This window comes from Halomonas sp. AOP7-E1-9, assembly GCF_052376035.1.
Lineage (GTDB): Bacteria > Pseudomonadota > Gammaproteobacteria > Pseudomonadales > Halomonadaceae > Vreelandella > Vreelandella citrativorans.
In genome coordinates this window covers 20,347-40,137 of record NZ_JBQSVC010000024.1, presented here as the reverse complement: position 1 = coordinate 40,137, position 19,791 = coordinate 20,347, and the positions used below count along the sequence as shown (strand labels likewise).

Here is a 19,791-nt window from a genome sequence, read left to right as displayed (position 1 = left end):
TCATCAATCGCAAAGGTTTTTCGTGCTTTATCGTCACGTCTTCGGCAGTCTGTCGAGTTTTATATCCATCGGCACCCGGAACACCATCCCATGAAGCCCTTCCCCGCCCTACCTGCTACCTCTTTTACGCTATGAAAGCGGTTGCGATGCAAAGTACCCAAGCGCCGCGCTCTCAGGCGCACTGGTTTTGGCTTGCCCCCTTGGTATTGCTGGTAGCACTGCTCGCCGGCACGGCGATTGGTGAAACCTCGATTCCCGTGGATACGATTCTCAAAGTATTGGCCAATCATCTTCTGGGTGCTAACTACGCCGTTGATCGTATTGATGCCGGTATTATCTGGAACTATCGCTTAAGCCGCGCCATTGTGGCTGCGTGTTGCGGCGCCGCGCTGGCGCTGGCCGGTGTGGTGCTTCAAGCGTTGCTGCGTAACCCCTTGGCGGACCCGTACTTGATGGGTATTTCTGCCGGGGCTTCAACCGGTGCCGTAGCCGTTACCGTAGCGGGGCTTGGTGCGGGCACTTTCACTTTATCTGCTGGGGCGTTTGCTGGAGCAGTACTTGCCTTTGGGCTGGTGGTACTGCTTGCCCATGCAGCCAGCAGCGGGACTGGCGGTGGGCGCAGCACCCAAGCCGCCGGGGCCATTATTCTGGCGGGCATTGCAGGCTCTCAACTGTTTAACGCGCTGACCGCCTTCATCATTACCAAGTCGGCCAGCGCCGAGCAGGCCCGCGGCATCCTGTTCTGGCTACTGGGCAATCTTTCCGGTGTGCGCTGGGGTGATGTCGTTATCGCTTTCCCTGCAGCCCTGGGCGGCTTGCTGATTTGCCTTTGGCACCGCCGCGCACTGGATGCCTTTACCTTCGGCGCCGACAGCGCGGCGTCCATGGGCATCGCCGTTCGCCCAACCCGAGGGCTTTTAATTATTGCGGTAGCGCTAGTGACAGCCATTATGGTGTCGATGGTGGGCGCTATTGGTTTTGTCGGTTTGGTCATTCCCCATGCCATGCGTTTTATCGTGGGCACCCAACACACGCGACTGGTGCCCGCTTCAGCACTTGCTGGCGCCGTGTTTTTGATTGGCTCGGATATTCTTTCGCGCATCCTGGTGCCCGGCCAGGTACTGCCCATTGGGGTTATTACCTCGCTGATCGGCGCGCCGGCCTTTGCGATGATTCTTGTTCGCGGCACGAGGAACCGATGAAACTAACCGCTGAACAGCTAGGCTGGAGCGTGCATGGGCGCACGCTTTTAAAGGATGTTTTCCTGGACGTTGCGCCCGGCCAAACCTTTGGCTTAATTGGCCCCAACGGCTCCGGAAAAACCACGCTGCTTCGCCTGCTGGCAGGTTTAAACAAACCCAAAACAGGCCATGTTCACATGGACGGCCAGCCGATCGCCAAAATGCGCCAACGCCATATTGCGCAGTCTATCGCGATGGTTGAACAGCAAGCGGAAACCACCGATAGAATTCATGTGCGTCAGGTGGTTGCACTGGGTCGTACGCCGTTTCTCACCGCGCTGCGCCCCTGGTCCGCCGAGGATGATGCGATTGTCGGCCAGGCACTGGATGACGTGGATATGGCGCACATGGCGGACCGCCTCTGGCATACCCTTTCGGGCGGTGAGCGCCAGCGCGTTCATATTGCCCGGGCACTGGCCCAGCAACCAAAAATTCTACTGCTGGACGAACCCACCAACCATCTGGATATCCGCCATCAGCTCTCCATTCTTGAGCTGGTCAGACAATTGCCGATTACCGTTGTGATCACCCTGCACGACCTTAACCAGGCCATGGAGTGCGACCGCATTGGCGTGATGGACGGCGGACGACTAATTGCCAGCGGCCAACCACATGACGTGCTAACCACCCAGTGTTTACAAGAGACGTTCGGGGTGTATGCCCACGTGCTGGATGATCCCATTGACGGCAAACGGATCATGCGTTTTAGAAGCGCTATTTAGTAGATTTTCTTACAAGCCATACAGTAAACGCTAAAATCCAGGGCTAAGCCGTCATAACTGCCCCATAGGCACTCTCTATCCAAAAAACCACCACACCACACTGTACTCCGACCCCATACTCCACAGCAGAACAATCACCGCAAGCAGCACTTCTAATACCAACACTCCGATACATAGCGTTGCAGTGGATATAATAAAACCACGCTTATGGCTAATACCCAGGAAACTGGGCGTTCCCTTGTAGAGTAGGTAAGCGCTATAAAGTAGCCCTATCACCAAGCCCAGCATGCAAAACCACAAAGCCGGATAAAGAGCGAAAACACCGCTCAGAAACATCGGTGTACCAATGTACCCCGCGAAAATAATACAGTTGCGGCGGCTAGGGCGACTCTCCAGCTTGCGGGCTAACCAGTGGATCACACTGCCGACCACACCAACGGCCATTAACATCAGCGCATAAAACGCAACGCCTAGCGCCAGGCCATCTGTAATAGAGACTTTATAGGTATCACTACCGCCATAGGTCCAGCCAATCTGGGTCGTGCCTATCAGCGCACAGACCACAGGAATAACCGCCAAAACAAGGACATGATGGACATAGAGATGGCTAACGGACTCATGCTCGCCACTAATCTTATGCCACTCTGCGTCAGGATGATGAAGGAGCCCCCAAACATGGTGGATCATAACGACCTCCCGTTTATGCAAATGCACTGCTGTTGGGATCAAGCATCAGGCTCAGGCGCCGATCAAATACCCAAGCTTAAACTGAGTGTAGATCACAAGGCTTATTTATGGAGCACAATGATTATGCTGTGATAAGGCTATTTGCCATCGATTGCAATTCATCAATTGCTCTGCTACATCGCGCATAGTGTGGTGGTAAAACCAACTCGGCGGTGTAACGCTTTCTTTGCTAAGGTGTGGGTCCTTATAACGGACTCTTACAATAAACGGAAAATCCACATGCGCATTTTGTTTACCGGTGGTAGCGGCAAGGCGGGTCGTCATGTAACGGCGTACCTTCGCGACCAAGGCCACAGCGTCACCAATCTGGACTGGGTAGCTTCCGACGTGCCGGGCATCACTACGCTAAAGGTCGATTTGACCGACGCGGGCCAGGTATTTAATGCGTGCCAAGCCTATGCCAATTTCGATGAGCTAGAACCTGGTACCGGCATGCCACGCTACGATGCCATCGTCCACTTTGCCGCCATACCCGCCATTCTCCACCGGCCGGACAACGAAACCTACCGCATTAACACGTTAAGTACCTACCATGTGTTGGATGCGGCGACTCGACTGGATATTCCCAAAGTCATTTTTGCTTCCAGCGAGACCACTTACGGCATTTGCTTTGCCGACGGAGTGAAGCAACCTGATTACCTACCGATAGATGAAGAGCACCCAACAGTACCGCAAGACAGCTACGCGATGAGCAAGGTGGTTAACGAAGTAACCGCACGCTCTTTCCAGGAGCGCTCGGGCATCGATATTTATGCCCTGCGCATTAATAACGTGATCGAGCCTCACGAATATCGCCAGAACTTCCCGGCTTATATGGACAACCCGGCACTGCGTCGCCGCAATATTTTCGCTTACATTGACGCTCGCGACTTAGGGCAGATGGTCGACTGCTGCCTGAAAACAGACGGCCTGGGTTACGAGGTGTTTAACGTCGCCAATAATGATCTGTCAGTAGGATTGAGCAACGCTCAAGTGGTGGAACGCTTCTATCCAGGCGTGCCCATCAAGCAGGCAATGGGTGAATTTGAGACTTTTTACAGCAATGCAAAAGCCCGCCGCTTGGTCGGTTTCTCACCGCGCCATTCCTGGAGGGGTGAGCTGGGGGAATGAGCTGAGGGTAATCCCCCCATTTATAACCGGAGCGATAAGTAGAGTTGGTTAGGTGTTTGGTCCCGAAGAGTAATGGTCTACGTTATGAACCATTATCGGAGGATGACCCATGGCTCAGATTCTTCACAAACGCGCCACGACCACGCACGCCATCCGAACAGAAATACAGCGATCGACGGGGTCGGTCACGACGCTGAGTCGACGCTACGGCATCAACCCCAAGACCGTACGCAAGTGGCGTCACCGAGATACCGTGGAGGATACCCGCATGGGGCCGACAGCCCCTCGTTCCACGTCGCTCACGCCACTGGAAGAAGCCGCCGCTGTCACCTTTCGGCAAAAGACGCTGCTACCGCTGGATGACTGCCTCCATGCGCTTCAGCGGGAAATCCCCTCGCTGACCCGGTCGAGCCTGCACCGCCTTTATCAGCGGCACGGGATTAGCCAGCTGCCGAGGGATAGCCTCCATAAGCGTGAGAAGAAGCCCTTCATGCGCTATCCGATCGGCTACCTGCATATCGACATCAGTGAGGTCCGTACCGGCGAGGGAAAGGCTTATCTGTTCGTCGCGGTGGATCGGACATCCAAGTTCGTTCATGCATGCCTGTATCGCCAGATGACCCGGCAGATCGCCGCTGACTTTCTCGAAGCGACGTTGGCGGTGTTGCCTTACCGAGTCCACACCGTGCTGACCGATAATGGGGTTTAGTTTGCGAAGAAGGCAGGCACAGAAGCCTATAAGCCGCATACCTTCGATGTCGTCTGTTACCGTCACGGGATCGAGCACCGGCTGACAAAGCCTTTCCATCCCTGGACCAACGGCCAGGTTGAGCGGATGAATCGGACGCTCAAGGAAGCCACCATCCGGACGTTTCACTACACCTCGCTGGCTCAGCTTCAGTCTCACCTGGAGGATTATCTATGGGCTTATAACAGTGCTCGCCCTCTCAGGGCGCTCAAAGGCAAGACACCCGTCGGATTTATTCTTGAACAGTGGCAAAAAGAGCCTCAAAGATTTTATGATGACCCGAACCACTTCTTTGCGGGACCAAACAGTTAGGTTCTGTCTGAAAAGTCGGCTCTCATGCATCGCTCGATGCAGGCCAGTGTCACCATGGCTTTAAAGCTACTGACCAGCTTACCGTAACGGGTATTGAGTCGACGTTTTTCCTTTAACCAGCCAAATAGGCGTTCCACCACGTTACGCTGGCGATACTTGGGCCGATCAAACTGATGGGGCAGACCTGGTTTCGGGCGCCGATGCATGCGGCGCTGCGGGATAATCGGGCGCATGCCGTAACGCGTGCAATAACGCCGTAACACGTCACTGTCGTACCCCTTGTCTGCCACGATGTAACGGCTGCGTTTGCGAGGTCGACCTGAACGGCCCGGCAATCTGACCTTTTCCAGGTTACAAAATCCCACTTATCAACGCGATTATTTTTCGGGAGGATTACCGCCACTCCCTGGAACGTAGTAAAAAGAAAAACGTCCAGAGTAGCGGTAACTCACTGAAGAACAACCCTTTAAGCGCGCAAAGCGACAATATCCTACAAAAAAGTAAGAGATCTCTTACAAAAGCAGGATAAAACTAACGTACTAAAGAAAAACGTGCTGCTACTTATTAGGTAATCCCTGCACCAACCCATGGCGCACATACCAAACGTGCTCGGCACGTTCCGCTACGTCTTGGCTAAACCAGCCGTTTAAATCACGCAGGCGGCGTTGATGGCGCTCGATGGGCACAATGCCTCGGCCGATATCGCTGGCGATAATAACCAGCGCTGTTTGCTGCGCCTTGGCAAACTGCAGAAGCTCATTTAAATCATCGCACCATTGTGACCGCCAGCCATCGCTTCCTGCATCTGAGTCCATGGAGGCTGAGAGCCACTCCAGTACGCCATGCAGTATTAATGGTGTGCTGGGCAGCATTACCCCGGCGCACTCACGTAAGCGCTGCCCAGGCGCTAATCGCCACCAGACAGCACTTGGAAAACGTGTTTTTACAAGGCTTCGCTTACCGGCACAGGCACCGCCGATGAACAGTTGCATAGCCACTCTCCTTTTCCACAATCGCCGGGGTGATACGTCAATTGCCAGCGTCTTCCTTGGGCCTGAGTCACCACGCCATCCCAAAACTCAATCGTTTCAAAGCGGCGGCGAAGCTCGCGGATAACGCCGCCATGCGTTACGACCAGAATCTTTTGATACCCATGCGCCAAGGCATCTTTCGCTACATCGGCAAGCCAAAGCGCCAAGCGCTCACGTAGCTGAGCCGCGGACTCGCCACCTGGGATCTGTAGCTCGCCGACGCTATCCACCCAGGCACGATAATGCGGCAAGTCTTTAAGTTCATCGTAAACCTTGCCTTCATAATCACCAAAATTGAATTCTTGTAGGCGAGGCTCCAAACGTAGCGGCACACCCGGCTTGGCCGCTTGAATCCATTCAAGCGTTTGTTGACAGCGGTGAAGGTCACTTGAATAGATCGCGTCAAAACGCTCGCTTGCTAGCGCTTCGCGAAGTGCTAAAAGCCCCTCTTCAGCATCAGGAAATAACAGCGGAATATCGCGCTGCCCCTGATAGCGGCGCTCTACATTCCAGGCGGTAATGCCATGGCGTACCACCACCAGCTCAACATTAACCCCATCAGCCACAACTCACCTCCTTCTATCGTCGCGCCCACCATATCACCATTAATACCCTGGAACAGTGTCATCAGCGCCCATCGGCTGGCTACTACAAATAAGCCCGTCGCAAGGCACATTGCCATAATGCCCGGCCAAACAAGCGCGAGCAGCAGCAAAGGCACCAGCGCCAGCAGTACATCACGCAGGTCAAGCGACTGTTTCCAGGCCCAGGCCAGCCCTGTTTGTTGAGCACATGGCGTGAATACCAGCAGCATCGTGCCGCCCCACCGCCCTAGCGCGGGGAGCACCACCAACCACCAAAGCGGGGCGTCGTATTGCAGCAATGTCCAAAGCAGGACACCTTTCCAGGCAAGCAAAAAAAGCAGCGCCAAGATGCCGAAACTGCCAATTTGGGGGTCTTTCATGATTTCCCAGCGGCGCGCCAGCGGTTGATTGCTGCCCAGCGCATCGGCTAAATCCATTACTCCATCCAGGTGCAAGCCACCGCTCAAGCCCACCCATAGGCTGAGCAGCGCAAGTGCGGCAATTGGCGTGGGCGCGTTTTGAAGCAACAGCGCCAGCAGCGCTAACAAACTACCCAACAATAGCCCCACCAGAGGATAGGCACGGATAGCCCAGCGGCGGGTTTTAGGTGTCCAGGGGCAAGCAATCGGTACTGGTAAGCGGGTTAAAAACTGCAGGGCAAGCGCGCCACCATAAAAAGCATTTTTCATGAAGGGTCACTCTTGGGTTTCCACTCAATGGCATGCCCAGCCACCACTTCAAGCACCGAGTTTGCCTCAGCCGCCAGCCAGCAATGCAGTGACTGTAAAAATGTCAGGAAACTCCAGAGTTCTTTATCAGGTGAAGGCAGATCCTCATTGAGGTCGTTGGACACCAGCACCAGGTGAATGCCTCGCGAACGCGCATCTTGTACGCTCTTTGCTAACAGCGCCTTGCCTTGGGAGTCAGTTAAACCACCCGCATAACGCACCTGACTGGCCCAGAGTGTCAGGCAGTCCAACAATACAGCGGCGCCATCGGGCACTTGTGCGATCGCTTGGTCAATGGCAATGGGTGCCTCTATCGTGATCCAACGCGTATCCCGTGCGCTTTGATGGCGTGCCACTCGAGCCGCCATCTCTGCGTCATAAACCTCCGCAGTAGCAATGTAGTAGCAACTGCTCCCCTTGGCGGCTTTTATTACCTGCTGCTCGGCCACTGCGCTTTTCCCCGAGCGAGCGCCGCCACTAACAAAGACAATCATTCAGTACCTTTAATAATCGTTGGTTCGCTGTTGCGCCACGCAGGGCAATGCGCACCCAATCACCGTCCAGACCTGCAAAGTTATGCGTATGACGAACCAGTATGCCGTTTCGCAACAGATGCTCAAAAAGTACGTTACTGGTAAGCCCCCTTTCACGCAAAGTGTTATTAGGCCTTACCAGAAAAAAATTCGTCGTGCTGGTGACGACATCAAGCTCTTTTGTAGGCAGAGATGCCGCCATCAGCGGATGCTGCTGGTTTAGCCAGCTGCGAGTTTGCTCAGCAAACACCGCATCCCGAAGAAGCGGCGCCACCAACGCAGCCGCCATCTGATTTACACTCCAGGGCGGTTGATGCACCACCAGCGTTTGAATGATCGCCGAAGACGCCAGCACGTAGCCTACGCGTAACCCCGGCAACGTATAAAACTTGGTCATCGAGCGTAGCAGTAGCAAATGCGGATACTCGGCCAACAGGGGCGTTAACGACGCTCTCTCCCCCTCCTCCACGGTCATATCGACAAACGCTTCATCAACCACCACATCGCAACCTATCGCTGCCGTGCGGGCCAATAACGCCTGCATGGTACTCAGTGGAATCAACGTAGCGGTAGGGTTATTGGGGCGGCATAAAAACAGTACGCTGATGTCTTTTAGCGATGCCATTAATGCGTCGAGATCAAGCTCAAACGTTGGAGCGGATAACGCAATATAAGTAATTGGCAAACGGTGCGCGCGGCAGGCGCGCGCATACTCTCCAAAGCCAGGCGTCACGATGGCGGCGCGTTTGCCTGCATACCGGGCTGCCGCTAAAAAAATCGCCTCGGCGCCCCCATTGGTCAGCAGTACCTGCTCGGGCGTAACGCCGTGGTAGGCGGCTATCGCCTCTCGAGCCACGCGATAATCAGGTGCCGGGTAATGGGCTAGCGACGCAATCGACGTAGTGAGCGCGTTTGCCACCCACTCAGGCGGACCAAGCGGATTAAGGTTGGCGCTAAAGTCTTCTATCGGGTGCGCATCGGGTAGCCCAAAGCGCTTTAAAAGTGCGGCTGGCTGGCCACCATGGCTTGGCCAGTGAGAGACGCACTGCTCTGCTTTATAGCTCACCTTACCCCCACCCATAGCAACCCCATCAGCACCATAAACAGCAGCCACCCTACATGCATTAGTTGAATGGTCGCCCCAATGTGCGTCACGTTTAGTGGCGCCAGTGGCTCGCCAAGCGTTGCGCGCCGAGAAATAGCGCCTTGATAGGTATTAAGCCCACCCAACTGCACACCCAATAGCTTGGCAACCATGGCCTCTGGCCAGCCGGCATTGGGGCTTGGGTGACGCGGGGCCTCTTGGAAAGTGGCACGTAGCGCGCCTCGCCAGCGTAGCGGCTTGTTGGCCACCAAGGCCAATAAAATGCCGCCTAACCAAAGGCAACACGCGGTGATTCGGGCAGGCAGCCAGTTGGCAATATCGTCCAGCTTGGCCGAGGCAAAGCCAAAATTTTCAAAGCGCTCGTTACGGTAACCTACCATGGAGTCCAGCGTGTTAATCGCCTTATACGCCAGAGCTAACGGCGCCCCACCTATCATGGCAAAAAACAGCGGTGCGGTAATACCATCCACGGTATTTTCAGCCACGGTTTCCACCGTCGCCCGAGTGATTTCAGCCTCATCGAGCGCTGCCGTATCGCGCCCTACAATCATGGAAAGCGCTTGGCGTGCGCCCGGCAAATCGCCGTTAGCCAGCGGTACCGCGACGGCTCGGCCTGCATCCGCCAACCCTTTAATGGCAAGCGTTGTAGCCAGCAGCCAGAGCTCTGCAACTAACCCAAGCCAAACGTTAATCGCCGTTAACAGCGCAAGCACTGACCAGCTAACACCCCATACGCCAATGACGACGGTTGCGGTGAGTAGAAATCCTCGGCGCTCTCGCTGTGAATCAGTGCCTCGATTCCAGCGCTTTTCTAAAAAGCTGATCATGCGACCAATGAAAACGACCGGGTGCGGCAACGAGCGAGGGTCGCCTAGTAGTAAATCCAACCCGATAGCGAGGGTAATAAGCAGTAGCAGGGTCACGCTGTTTTGTCCGCGATACCGGCTGAGGTAAACGTCGCCATTTCAGCCATCATGGCGGTAGCCGCTTGGAGCAAAGGGAAAGCCAGCGCAGCACCACTTCCCTCGCCCAGACGCATGCCCAGCGCGAGTAACGGTGTTGCCTCAAGCGCTTCCAGCGCTACCCCGTGGCCTGGCTCTTCAGAGCGATGACCGAATACAAGATAGCCGCTTACAGCGGGGCAAATTCGGCAGGCAGTCAGTGCGGCCACGCTAGCAATAAAACCATCGACAATGACGGGCAGGCGATAAGCGGCCGCAGCCAAATAGGCGCCGGTCATCGCGGCTATTTCAAGCCCACCCAAGGCGGTCAGCACGCTTAACGGTTGACTCGCCTCAAAATGCCGCGCCGCAAGCGCTCGCTCAATAACATTCACCTTATGTATTTGCTGCTGGCTGTTAAGCCCTGTGCCTGCGCCCACTACCTGAGCAACCGGCGTACCGGTCAAGGCCGCTAGCATGGCGCTACTTGCGGTGGTGTTGGCAATGCCCATCTCGCCTACTATTACACTACGGCAACCCGCCTGGTGAGCGCGCCTCACGGCATTAATGCCTGCCTCAATTGCCAGCTGAGCTTGCTCAGGGAGCATGGCATTTTCGGTCGCGATATTTCCCGAGGCGCGACGTATCTTATTGACGACCACGCCCGGCATATCAACATCGCTAACGACACCCACATCGACGATCTCAAGCCTGGCGTTCACCTGCCGGGCAAACACGTTGATTGCCGCACCTCCGCTGGCGAAGTTGGCGACCATCTGTGCCGTAACCGCTTGGGGAAAGGCAGAAACGCCTTCGGCGGCAACGCCATGGTCCGCGGCAAACACCACGACCCCAGGCGGCGTAAGGGTAGGCGCACGTTCACCGCTAATTTCGCTAAGCTGAATCGCCAACTGCTCTAGCATTCCAAGGCTTCCAGGCGGCTTGGTAAGCGTGCCCAGATACGCCCTTGCCCTATCACCAGCAGCGCAATCAACAGGTTGTATCTGGGCAATTAGGGAATGCATAGCGAGCTCCGGTAGCGTAAAAGAAAACAGACAGTTAAGCCTCAAATAGTAACAAACGTTGGGGCTTTAACGTTGCTCTTTCATCGCCGCGCACCTGGCTTTTTAGCCGCTAACAGTAGCGATGAACAGCCAGTCATCCAGGAAGGGTTGTGCGCCAGCTCAATAATGATGGAGCCGCCCATCAAGCATGGCAGGCGGAACTCGATAGAGGCAATTGGATTATACTAGACTTGCTTAAGCGAGCCGCCAAGAGACTGTGCCATTGCCTGAATCTAAAGAGATTATGAGCCGCAAGGTCTTGGATATAGTAATAAAACCAAACGAATAACCTGTTTTATTTTTTATTTACTTAAAACAGCATAAAAATATGTAAAATAACTACACAAATCGTGCCGTTTCTATCATGCAGAGGTCATTATGCCGAGCCCAACACCTGCTACGTTAAATCCTACCGTTGCCAAGGTTACTCAACGTATCCGTGAACGTTCTCGGCAGCGGCGTGCGCTCTACGAAGCGCATATGGCGGACCAACATAAGCAAGGCGTTCATCGTGGCGAGCTTTCCTGCGGGAACCTGGCGCACGGCTTTGCCGGCTGCGATGTGCCTGTCGACAAGGGCCGACTCAAGCTAACCAATAGCGCCAACGTGGGCATCGTATCGTCCTATAACGATATGCTTTCTGCTCACCGGCCTTTCGAAGACTACCCTGCGGTTATTAAAGAAGCCGCGCGGGGCATGGGGTCAACCGCCCAGTTCGCAGGCGGCGTACCCGCCATGTGCGACGGCGTAACCCAAGGGCAGCCCGGCATGGAGCTGTCGCTGTTCTCCCGCGATGTGATTGCCATGGCGACGGCGGTCGCACTTTCTCACAACATGTTTGATGCAACGCTTTACCTCGGTATCTGCGATAAAATTGTACCTGGGCTATTTATTGGCGCTGCACGCTTTGGCCATCTACCGGCCATGTTTGTGCCTGGTGGCCCCATGACCACCGGCCTCCCGAATGACGAAAAAGCCCGCGTTCGCCAGCTTTATGCTGAAGGCAAGGTTGGCCGAGACGAGCTGTTGGAATCCGAATCCCAGTCCTATCATAGCCCCGGCACCTGCACATTTTACGGTACCGCCAATTCCAACCAGTTAATGATGGAAATGATGGGCCTCCATCTGCCCGGCGCCTCCTTTGTTAACCCTGGCACCCCACTGCGTGAAGCGCTCACCCGCTACGCCACGGAACAGGCCATTCGCAATACCGAACAAAGCGGCAACTACCGCCCGTTCTATAAGCAAATTGATGAGCGAGCGATTGTTAACGCAATTGTCGGCCTACTGGCCTCCGGCGGCTCAACCAACCACACGCTGCACCTGGTGGCCATGGCAGCCGCGGCGGGCATTACCATTAACTGGGACGACTTCACCGAGCTCTCAGCAGTGGTACCCAGCATGACCCGCATTTACCCCAACGGCCAGGCGGATGTTAACCACTTCCAGGCGGCAGGCGGTATGAGCCTGCTGATTCGCGAACTTCTCCAAGCGGGTCTTATGCATGGCGACATTCCTACCGTTTTTGGTACGGACATGACCGCCTACACGCAAGAGCCTTTCCTTGAAGATGGCAAGCTCACTTGGCGCGAAGGCCCTGAATCCAGCCTCGACTCAGAGGTACTCCGTCCGGTCAGCAATCCTTTCTCGCCAACTGGCGGACTTACCGTACTCGACGGCAATCTGGGCCGCGGCGTGATTAAAATTTCCGCAGTGAAGCAGGCACACCGCATCGTTGAGGCGCCTGTTCAGCTATTTGATGATCAAAACCAGGTAAAAGCGGCGTTTGAATCGGGTCGGTTGGACCGCGATGTCATCGTGGTGGTGCGCTTCCAGGGCCCTAAAGCCAATGGCATGCCCGAACTGCACAAGCTCACGCCGTTTTTAGGCGTGCTACAAGACCGTGGCTTTAAAGTGGCCCTAGTGACCGATGGCCGCATGTCGGGCGCTTCAGGCAAAGTGCCTGCCGCTATCCATGTCACACCTGAAGCCATTGACCGCGGCCCTCTATCCAAACTGCAGGATGGTGACATTGTGCGCCTGGATGCCGAAACCGGCGAACTTAACGTACTGATGGATGCCGCCACGTTTGATGCCAGACCTTGCGCGCAGGCCAATCTTGAGCAGAACCACTTTGGCATGGGTCGCGAGCTTTTCGGTGGCTTCCGCCACTTGGCCACCAAAGCCGAAGAAGGCGCAGGCGTGTTTGGCGGCTTTGAAGCTGACGTTCTTTCCCGAGAGCTGGAAAAAATCGAGCAGGAGGACCAATGAGCCGACCTGCTCTCATTGGCGACATCGGGGGAACCAACGCCCGCTTTGCGTTGGTCACCCCGGGGGAGAAAACGCCCCAGCACATTCTCAACCTACCCTGCGCCGACTACCCAGGGGTGGTGGAAGCCGCCCAGGACTATTTGAGCCAAGTGGGCGCGACCGGTAGTAACGCGCCCACCGAGGCCTGCTTAGCGTTTGCCTGCCCGGTGCATGCCGAGCAGGTCAAAATGACCAACAACCACTGGCAGTTTTTAAAAAGCGAGGTTCAGCAGACGCTGAACCTTTCGCTGTTTAAAGTCATTAATGATTTCACCGCTCAGGCATTGGGCATCCCCCACGTGCCAGATCACGACCTGGTGGAAGTGAAGCCCGGCACGCCTCAAGAACATGCAGCGCGCCTGGTAATTGGCCCGGGCACGGGGCTGGGCGTGGCGGGCGTTTTCCCTGGCCTGCACGCATGGATTCCGCTGCCCACCGAAGGCGGCCATGTTACGTTTGCCCCCACCGATATTCGAGAGCGTGAACTGCTGGATGAGCTACACAAGCACTACCCGCGCGTCAGCGTAGAGCGCCTATTGTGTGGCCAAGGCATTGTTGACCTGTATACGGCTGACTGCGCCCTTGAAGGCATAGCGCCAGCATTTACCACTGCTGCCGAGGTGACTCAGGCTGCCCAGCAGGGTGATGAAATAGCCAGCCGCACGCTGCTGCGGTTTCTAAAAATCCTGGGGGATGTGTGTGGCGACGCAACACTGACGATGGGCGCTCGCGGGGGCGTTTATCTATGTGGCGGTATTGTTCCACGCCTGCTGGACTGGCTGCCCAACAGCGAGCTACATACGGCCTTTATCAATAAAGGGCGTATGCACACCTATAATGCGGATATTCCTATCTGGGTCGTCACTCACCCATGGACAGGCCTGCTAGGCGCTGCCGAAGCGCTACATAACGAAGAAGTGTTTTAACGCGCAGGGCGGCAGCAACCTCAAAAACAACAAGGACAACCCATGATTTCTGTTATTGCGTTTGGCGAAGCGCTGGTGGATATGCTTTCAAGCCGCTTAGGCGATGCTAACGACCGCCAAGAAACCTTTACTCCTTACGCTGGCGGTGCGCCCGCTAATGTTGCCGTCGCTTGTGCTCGACTTGGGGTGCCTAGTCACTTTTTAGGTATGGTCGGCGATGACACATTTGGCCATTTTTTGATTCGGGAACTGGATAGCCACGGTGTTAATACCGATGGCGTTATGCGAACTAAAATGGCCCGTACGGCACTCGCGTTTGTCTCCCGAGATGCCCTCGGCGAACGCACCTTTGACTTCTACCGCCCACCGGCCGCTGACCTGCTCTATCGCATTCATCATTTGCCCCAAGGAGTATTTGAAACGCCAGCCATCGTGCATCTGTGCAGCAATAGCCTAACCGACCCTGACATTGCCGAAACCACCCTCGCCTTGGCAAACATGGCCAAGCAGTCTGGCTGTCTGGTGAGCGTTGACGCCAATCTGCGACATAATTTGTGGGCAGATGCCGCCGCCGATATTGGCCTGGTGATGCAGCTTTTAGACACTGCCGAGCTGCTCAAGATATCGCTTGAGGAGCTTGATTACCTGCGCGGCGAGCAGTCTCAGGACACCTGGCTTAACCAGCGTTTGGCCGCAGGCGTCAACGTCATTTTGATTACTGACGGCCCTAACGATGTGGTGCTTAAAAGTGCTGCCATGGCACAGCACATTGCGCCGCCCAGTGTACAAGCGGTGGACACGACAGCGGGTGGCGATGCGTTTATTGGTGGCCTACTGGCAGAGCTTTCTCGCCACGGCATTGCCCCAGGTTGGCACGATGATAACGCTTTCTTACGCGCTGCCGTGGAGACTGCCTGCCGCTGTGGGGCTCATGCCGTTACTCGGCCTGGCGCGTACGCCGCGCTACCCACTCAGGATGATATTGCCGCACTTCGGCCGCGTTAAAAGCAGTTTCCAAGACTCGTCCTTTTAAAAACGGTACTTTAAAAACAGTCCTTTTAAAAAAGGCCCACCTAAAACCAACTTTCGTCTGGTTGTTAAAATGTCTGACATTTAATAAGCTCACGCTATTACCGTCATTCATAGAGACATCCCATGACGCTGGATACCCTGCCCGCCCACCACGGTGGCGCTGAACACTTGGCACGCTTACTGGCCAGGGCGCTATTAACCGGCCACTGGCAGCCCGGTGACGTCTTTCCCAAGGAGCTGGATATCGGCAAACACTTTGCCGTCAGCCGCAATCAGGTACGCAACGCATTAGCAAGCCTAACGGCCGCCGGGCTTATAGAGCGCACGGCGGGCCGAGGCACGCTGGTTCGTGAAATGAGTGAATGGCACCTGCTTGACCCATTGATGAGCGAATGGATGACAGGGCTCGTCAACCTGGACCCTCAGCTCGTGCGCGCAATTTACGCTTTTCGATTCTCAGCAGAGCCCACGGTTGCGAGATTAGCGGCCCAAGCGGCCACCGGTGATGACATTACACGTCTGGAAGCGGCGTTTGAAGGTATGCGCTGTTCGGCAGGCAATCCTGACGCGCGCGCCCAGCACATTGAGTTCGATGTTGCCTTTCACGATGTGATCTACCAAGCGACGCATAACCTGGTGTGGCGGCAAATGGGCCATTTATTACGCCCTTCAATCATGGCGCTGGTATATCGCTCGCAACACGATATTAAAACACTCGATGACAGTTTAACCCGGCACCGCCACGTACTGGATGCGATTAAAGCCGGCGACATTAACGCGGCCGACACCGCTGCGCGCGAGGTATTGCGGCGCACCGCTATCGACCTGGGCATCGTCTAGCTGGGCTGAAACCAACTTCTGCAATAACGTTTGCCGTACCCACTCGGCTAACCGTGAGGATTACATCGTATGAAAATTACGCGTCTTAAAACATGGCAAGTCCCTCCCCGATGGCTGTTTCTTAAAATCGAAACCGATGAAGGCTGTTATGGCTGGGGCGAGCCGGTTATCGAAGGCCGTGCCGCAACGGTGGAAGCGGCTGTTCACGAACTTTCCGACTACCTGATTGGCCAGGACCCTCATCGGATCGAACACCTTTGGAACACGCTCTATCGTGCTGGGTTCTATCGCGGCGGCCCCATTTTGATGAGCGCCATTGCGGGTATTGACCAGGCACTGTGGGACCTTAAAGGACGTGATTTAGGTGTTCCCGTTCACCAACTCTTGGGGGGAGCGGTGCGTGACAAAATGCGCATGTATGCCTGGACCGGGGGCGACCGCCCGAGCGATGTGGGCGCTGGTGCCAAGGCGCTGGTCGAAAAAGGCTTTACCGCGTTCAAGATGAACGGCACGCCCGAAATGCAAATCGTCGACTCTCATCGCAAGGTCGATGAAGCCGTGGCCCGAGTGCGTGAGGCGCGCGAGGCCGTTGGGCCGGATGTGGGTATCGGTATCGACTTTCATGGCCGCGTCCATCGCCCCATGGCCAAAGCATTACTGCGTGAGCTTGAGCCTTACCATCCCATGTTTGTTGAAGAGCCCGTTGCACCGGAACACTTGCCTTGCTTGAAAGATATTGCGGGCGGGTTGAGCTACCCCTTGGCGACCGGCGAACGCTTGCATACCCGCTTTCAGTTCCGCGACCTGCTGGCCGATGGCATGATCGATATTATCCAGCCAGATATTTCCCACTGTGGCGGCATTAGCGAAGGGCTGAAAATCGCCACCCTCGCCTCTGCCTACGATGTGGCGCTGGCGCCCCACTGCCCGCTTGGGCCGTTAACCCTGGCCGCCTCACTTCAGCTGGATGCTGTCTGCCATAACGCCTTCATTCAAGAACAAAGCATGGGGATTCACTACAACCAGGGCAATGACGTGCTGGACTACTTGGTAGACAAAACAGCCCTCAGTATCACCGACGGTTTTTGCGCTATTCCCCAAGGCCCCGGCCTGGGCGTAGAAATTGATGAAGCCTATGTTGAAGAGCGCGCAAAAATAGGCCACCGCTGGCGCAACCCGGTATGGACGCACGACGACGGTTCTATCGCTGAGTGGTAAGCCCTGCTTTCTGAATCGTGGAGAACCTTATTCGTGGAGATATCGTCACATGCGTACCGATTCTGATGCATTACCGCAAACGCTCGCCTGGATCGCGGTGGACTGGGGCTCCAGCAACCTGCGTGCCTGGGGGCTCGATAAGCAAGACCAGGTGATCGCCAACGCCAGCAGCGATAAGGGCATGCTTTCGCTCACGCCAGATGAATACGAGGCTGAACTGTTGCGCCTGGTGGGCGATTGGCTACCTGCCAACGACCACATAGCGGTAATGGTGTGCGGCATGGCAGGCGCTCGACAAGGCTGGCTGGAAGCCGCTTACCTGCCGGTGCCTATCTCGCTTGACCAGCTTAGCCACGGCGCGGTGATGCCTAGGCTGGTTGGTGGCCAGCTGCGTGTGCATCTGCTGCCCGGTCTGAGCCAAACCCACAGCGCGGCTCAGCATTTTGATGTCATGCGCGGAGAAGAGACCCAGCTTGCTGGCCTGGCGGCCGAAGCGCCCGATTTTTCAGGTCGGGTCTGCCTGCCGGGCACCCACTCCAAATGGGCGAGCATTGAGTCAGGCGTGGTAACACAGTTCACCACCTATCTAACAGGCGAGCTTTATCAGCTACTGGCGAATCAGTCGGTTCTAAAGCACTCCATTGGCAGCGATGCGCTAAACGAGCCCGCCTGCCGCGATGCGTTCATCGCCGCCGTCAGCGAGATAAACGCGGCCCCAGAGACGTTTAGCAGCCGCCTGTTCGGCCTGCGGGCGCAGGATTTACTTGATAGCCGCCTGCCCATGGGTAACACCCGGGCAAGCGTGCTCTCGGCACGGCTTTCTGGCCTTGCGATTGGCCTTGAGCTAGCGGGCGCCTGCCAATCATTATCTACCGATGAAACGGTTACCTTGATTGGTAATCCAGCGCTTTGTCATCGTTACCATTTGGCCCTTAATGCGCTCGGTTTTCAGACCCATCACGTTGAGGGCGACACCGCCGTACTGGCAGGTCTTCGACTCGCCCACCAGGCGCTAACAAATAATGCAGAGAGAGCTCTATGACGTTACCCCTGATCGGAATTTTGCGAGGCGTAACGCCCGATGACGTTATCGACGTTGCTGATGCGGTGCTTAACGCAGGCATCACCCAGATTGAAGTGCCGCTTAACTCGCCGGAGCCACTAGAGAGCATTCGCCGCTTAGTCAACGCCTTTGGCGAGCAGGCGGTCATTGGCGCGGGCACCGTGCTTACCCCCGCACAAGTGCGAGACGTTCATGCCGCTGGTGGGCGTTTAATTGTCTCGCCTAATTGTCGTCCCAATGTGATTGAAGAAACGCATCGTCTTGAGATGGCGAGCTGGCCAGGCATTGTTACCCCTTCCGAAGCATTCGATGCACTTGACGCTGGCGCGACAGGGCTTAAGCTTTTTCCTGCCATCCAGGTCGGGCTGGAAGGTATGAAAGCCGTGCGCGCCGTACTGCCTGTAGGCACTCGTTTGTACGCCGTAGGCGGTGTTGGCATCGATAACTTCGCCGCTTGGCGAGCAGCCGGTGTAGATGGTGCTGGCCTGGGCAGCGCACTTTATAAACCCGGGCAAAGCGCCAAGGCGGTTGCCCAACAGGCGATTGCGTTAGTTAACGCTTGGAAGAAAGCCGGAGAAGAATAATGTCATTACCCACATGGCAGGCAACTGTCGCAGTAGATAGCGGCTGCCTGCTTGGAGAAGGCCCGCAGTGGCAAGCCAGCAGCGGACGGCTTTACTGGTGCGATATTCTTGGCAAGCGCTTGCACTGGCTCTCTCACACCAGCCAGCAGCATGATCATGTAGCGCTAGACGATATGGTTTCTCTGGCCGCGCCGCTTGAGGATGGCCGCCTGCTACTAGTGGGTGAGCGCTCATTGAGCCACTTCGACCCTGAAAGCGGCAACATTACCCACTTTGCCGATGTTGAAGCCGATAACCCTGTTACGCGCAGCAATGACGCACGTGTGGACAGGCATGGCAGCCTGTGGTTTTCAAGCATGGGAAAACAGGCTGAGCACCAGGCGGGCAGCCTCTACCGACTGCATCGCGGCAAGCTAAGCCAGCTGCGTACCGGGCTTAGCATTCCTAATGCGCTGTGCTTTTCACCCGATGGCACCACCGCTTACTTTACGGATACACCAACCGGCGTTGTGATGCGCTGGGCGCTGGATGACCAAGGCTGGCCGCTCGGAGAACCCGAGCCTTTTGCGGATTTTTCCGGTCATATTGGCAGCCCCGACGGCGCCGTGATGGATAGCCAGGGCTGCCTATGGCTAGCGCTTTGGGGTGCTGGCGAGGTTGTGCGCTTAAACGCTGACGGTGAGACTATTGGCCGAGTGCACCTATCAGCCAGCCAACCCTCTTGCCCGGTGTTTGCAGGCCCAGAGCTTAAAACGCTGTATATCACGACGGCTCAAGAGGGTTTCACTTCAGAGCAGCTTGCCAAAGAGCCGAACGCTGGCGCGCTATTTTCCGTGCAAATCGACATAGCCGGGCTCGCCGAACCGCCGCTACGGCTTGCATAAATTCAACAACAGCCGCTAAAACGATAAGGCCCCGCTAGTTGATACTAACGGGGCCTTTCTGTTACTGG

At 55.9% G+C, this 19,791-nt stretch carries 19 protein-coding genes and 2 pseudogenes; 12 read left to right on the top strand and 9 right to left on the bottom strand.

From position 1 onward, the window contains the following. Positions 1 to 146: 146 nt before the first annotated feature. Positions 147 to 1,202 carry a FecCD family ABC transporter permease gene (locus ACT3R4_RS13170; RefSeq protein WP_441679290.1) on the top strand — a complete coding sequence of 352 codons (1,056 nt, stop codon included), beginning with the start codon at positions 147 to 149 and terminating at the stop codon, positions 1,200 to 1,202. Then, positions 1,199 to 1,963 (top strand): ABC transporter ATP-binding protein, encoded by a 765-nt coding sequence (locus ACT3R4_RS13165; protein ID WP_087106105.1) that lies wholly within the window; start codon positions 1,199 to 1,201, stop codon positions 1,961 to 1,963. The genes ACT3R4_RS13170 and ACT3R4_RS13165 overlap by 4 nt, the downstream gene beginning before the upstream one ends. A 75-nt stretch (positions 1,964 to 2,038) precedes the next feature. On the opposite strand, the gene ACT3R4_RS13160 is transcribed toward ACT3R4_RS13165, so the two are convergent. Continuing rightward, positions 2,039 to 2,650: a Yip1 family protein gene (locus tag ACT3R4_RS13160; protein WP_192527669.1), complete on the bottom strand. Its 612-nt coding sequence runs from the start codon at positions 2,648 to 2,650 to the stop codon at positions 2,039 to 2,041. A gap of 279 nt (positions 2,651 to 2,929) precedes the next feature. On the opposite strand from ACT3R4_RS13160, the gene ACT3R4_RS13155 reads away from it, so the two are divergent. Both ACT3R4_RS13155 and ACT3R4_RS13150 read left to right on the top strand, forming a co-directional pair. Then, on the top strand, positions 2,930 to 3,820 hold the full coding sequence (locus tag ACT3R4_RS13155; protein WP_441679289.1) for an NAD-dependent epimerase/dehydratase family protein: 891 nt from the start codon (positions 2,930 to 2,932) through the stop codon (positions 3,818 to 3,820). 109 nt (positions 3,821 to 3,929) lie between these two features. Next, positions 3,930 to 4,880: pseudogene (locus ACT3R4_RS13150) on the top strand (IS481 family transposase). Here ACT3R4_RS13150 and ACT3R4_RS13145 read toward each other — a convergent pair. From ACT3R4_RS13145 to cobT, 8 genes and pseudogenes are all read right to left on the bottom strand, one after another. Continuing rightward, positions 4,877 to 5,230: pseudogene (locus ACT3R4_RS13145) on the bottom strand (transposase); the annotation flags it as partial. The pseudogenes ACT3R4_RS13150 and ACT3R4_RS13145 overlap by 4 nt on opposite strands. A 207-nt stretch (positions 5,231 to 5,437) precedes the next feature. Next, on the bottom strand, positions 5,438 to 5,872 hold the full coding sequence (locus tag ACT3R4_RS13140) for a bifunctional adenosylcobinamide kinase/adenosylcobinamide-phosphate guanylyltransferase (RefSeq protein ID WP_441679288.1): 435 nt from the start codon (positions 5,870 to 5,872) through the stop codon (positions 5,438 to 5,440). Next, entirely contained in the window at positions 5,824 to 6,477 is a 654-nt protein-coding gene (locus tag ACT3R4_RS13135) for a histidine phosphatase family protein (protein WP_441679287.1), read from the bottom strand. The genes ACT3R4_RS13140 and ACT3R4_RS13135 overlap by 49 nt, the downstream gene beginning before the upstream one ends. Continuing rightward, complete coding sequence (cobS, locus tag ACT3R4_RS13130; RefSeq protein WP_441679286.1) at positions 6,414 to 7,184, bottom strand: adenosylcobinamide-GDP ribazoletransferase; 771 nt, start codon at positions 7,182 to 7,184, stop codon at positions 6,414 to 6,416. Before cobS ends, ACT3R4_RS13135 begins: the two co-directional genes overlap by 64 nt. Further along, positions 7,181 to 7,717: a bifunctional adenosylcobinamide kinase/adenosylcobinamide-phosphate guanylyltransferase gene (locus ACT3R4_RS13125; protein ID WP_441679285.1), complete on the bottom strand. Its 537-nt coding sequence runs from the start codon at positions 7,715 to 7,717 to the stop codon at positions 7,181 to 7,183. Before ACT3R4_RS13125 ends, cobS begins: the two co-directional genes overlap by 4 nt. Beyond that, entirely contained in the window at positions 7,701 to 8,822 is a 1,122-nt protein-coding gene (gene cobD / locus ACT3R4_RS13120; protein WP_441679284.1) for a threonine-phosphate decarboxylase CobD, read from the bottom strand. The genes ACT3R4_RS13125 and cobD overlap by 17 nt, the downstream gene beginning before the upstream one ends. Then, a complete protein-coding gene (gene cbiB / locus ACT3R4_RS13115) occupies positions 8,819 to 9,784 on the bottom strand; it encodes an adenosylcobinamide-phosphate synthase CbiB (RefSeq protein WP_441679283.1) in 966 nt (321 codons plus the stop codon). The genes cobD and cbiB overlap by 4 nt, the downstream gene beginning before the upstream one ends. Then, positions 9,781 to 10,827: a nicotinate-nucleotide--dimethylbenzimidazole phosphoribosyltransferase gene (gene cobT, locus ACT3R4_RS13110; RefSeq protein ID WP_441679282.1), complete on the bottom strand. Its 1,047-nt coding sequence runs from the start codon at positions 10,825 to 10,827 to the stop codon at positions 9,781 to 9,783. Before cobT ends, cbiB begins: the two co-directional genes overlap by 4 nt. 417 nt (positions 10,828 to 11,244) lie before the next feature. On the opposite strand from cobT, the gene edd reads away from it, so the two are divergent. From edd to ACT3R4_RS13070, 8 genes are all read left to right on the top strand, one after another. Further along, positions 11,245 to 13,137, top strand: coding sequence for a phosphogluconate dehydratase (gene edd, locus ACT3R4_RS13105; RefSeq protein ID WP_441679281.1), 1,893 nt, complete (start codon positions 11,245 to 11,247; stop codon positions 13,135 to 13,137). Further along, the gene (gene glk, locus ACT3R4_RS13100) at positions 13,134 to 14,102 is read left to right on the top strand and encodes a glucokinase (RefSeq protein WP_441679280.1); all 969 of its coding nucleotides are present in this window, start codon (positions 13,134 to 13,136) and stop codon (positions 14,100 to 14,102) included. Before edd ends, glk begins: the two co-directional genes overlap by 4 nt. Before the next feature lie 42 nt (positions 14,103 to 14,144). Further along, positions 14,145 to 15,107 (top strand): carbohydrate kinase family protein, encoded by a 963-nt coding sequence (locus tag ACT3R4_RS13095; RefSeq protein WP_441679279.1) that lies wholly within the window; start codon positions 14,145 to 14,147, stop codon positions 15,105 to 15,107. A gap of 150 nt (positions 15,108 to 15,257) precedes the next feature. Then, positions 15,258 to 15,974: a FadR/GntR family transcriptional regulator gene (locus tag ACT3R4_RS13090; RefSeq protein WP_441679278.1), complete on the top strand. Its 717-nt coding sequence runs from the start codon at positions 15,258 to 15,260 to the stop codon at positions 15,972 to 15,974. A 69-nt stretch (positions 15,975 to 16,043) separates the two neighbouring features. Further along, positions 16,044 to 17,192 carry a galactonate dehydratase gene (gene dgoD / locus ACT3R4_RS13085; protein ID WP_192527687.1) on the top strand — a complete coding sequence of 383 codons (1,149 nt, stop codon included), beginning with the start codon at positions 16,044 to 16,046 and terminating at the stop codon, positions 17,190 to 17,192. A 49-nt stretch (positions 17,193 to 17,241) separates the two neighbouring features. Next, positions 17,242 to 18,234: a 2-dehydro-3-deoxygalactonokinase gene (locus ACT3R4_RS13080; protein WP_441679277.1), complete on the top strand. Its 993-nt coding sequence runs from the start codon at positions 17,242 to 17,244 to the stop codon at positions 18,232 to 18,234. Further along, positions 18,231 to 18,839, top strand: coding sequence for a 2-dehydro-3-deoxy-6-phosphogalactonate aldolase (locus ACT3R4_RS13075; protein ID WP_441679276.1), 609 nt, complete (start codon positions 18,231 to 18,233; stop codon positions 18,837 to 18,839). The genes ACT3R4_RS13080 and ACT3R4_RS13075 overlap by 4 nt, the downstream gene beginning before the upstream one ends. Then, on the top strand, positions 18,839 to 19,723 hold the full coding sequence (locus ACT3R4_RS13070) for an SMP-30/gluconolactonase/LRE family protein (protein WP_441679275.1): 885 nt from the start codon (positions 18,839 to 18,841) through the stop codon (positions 19,721 to 19,723). Before ACT3R4_RS13075 ends, ACT3R4_RS13070 begins: the two co-directional genes overlap by 1 nt. Positions 19,724 to 19,791 lie beyond the last annotated feature (68 nt).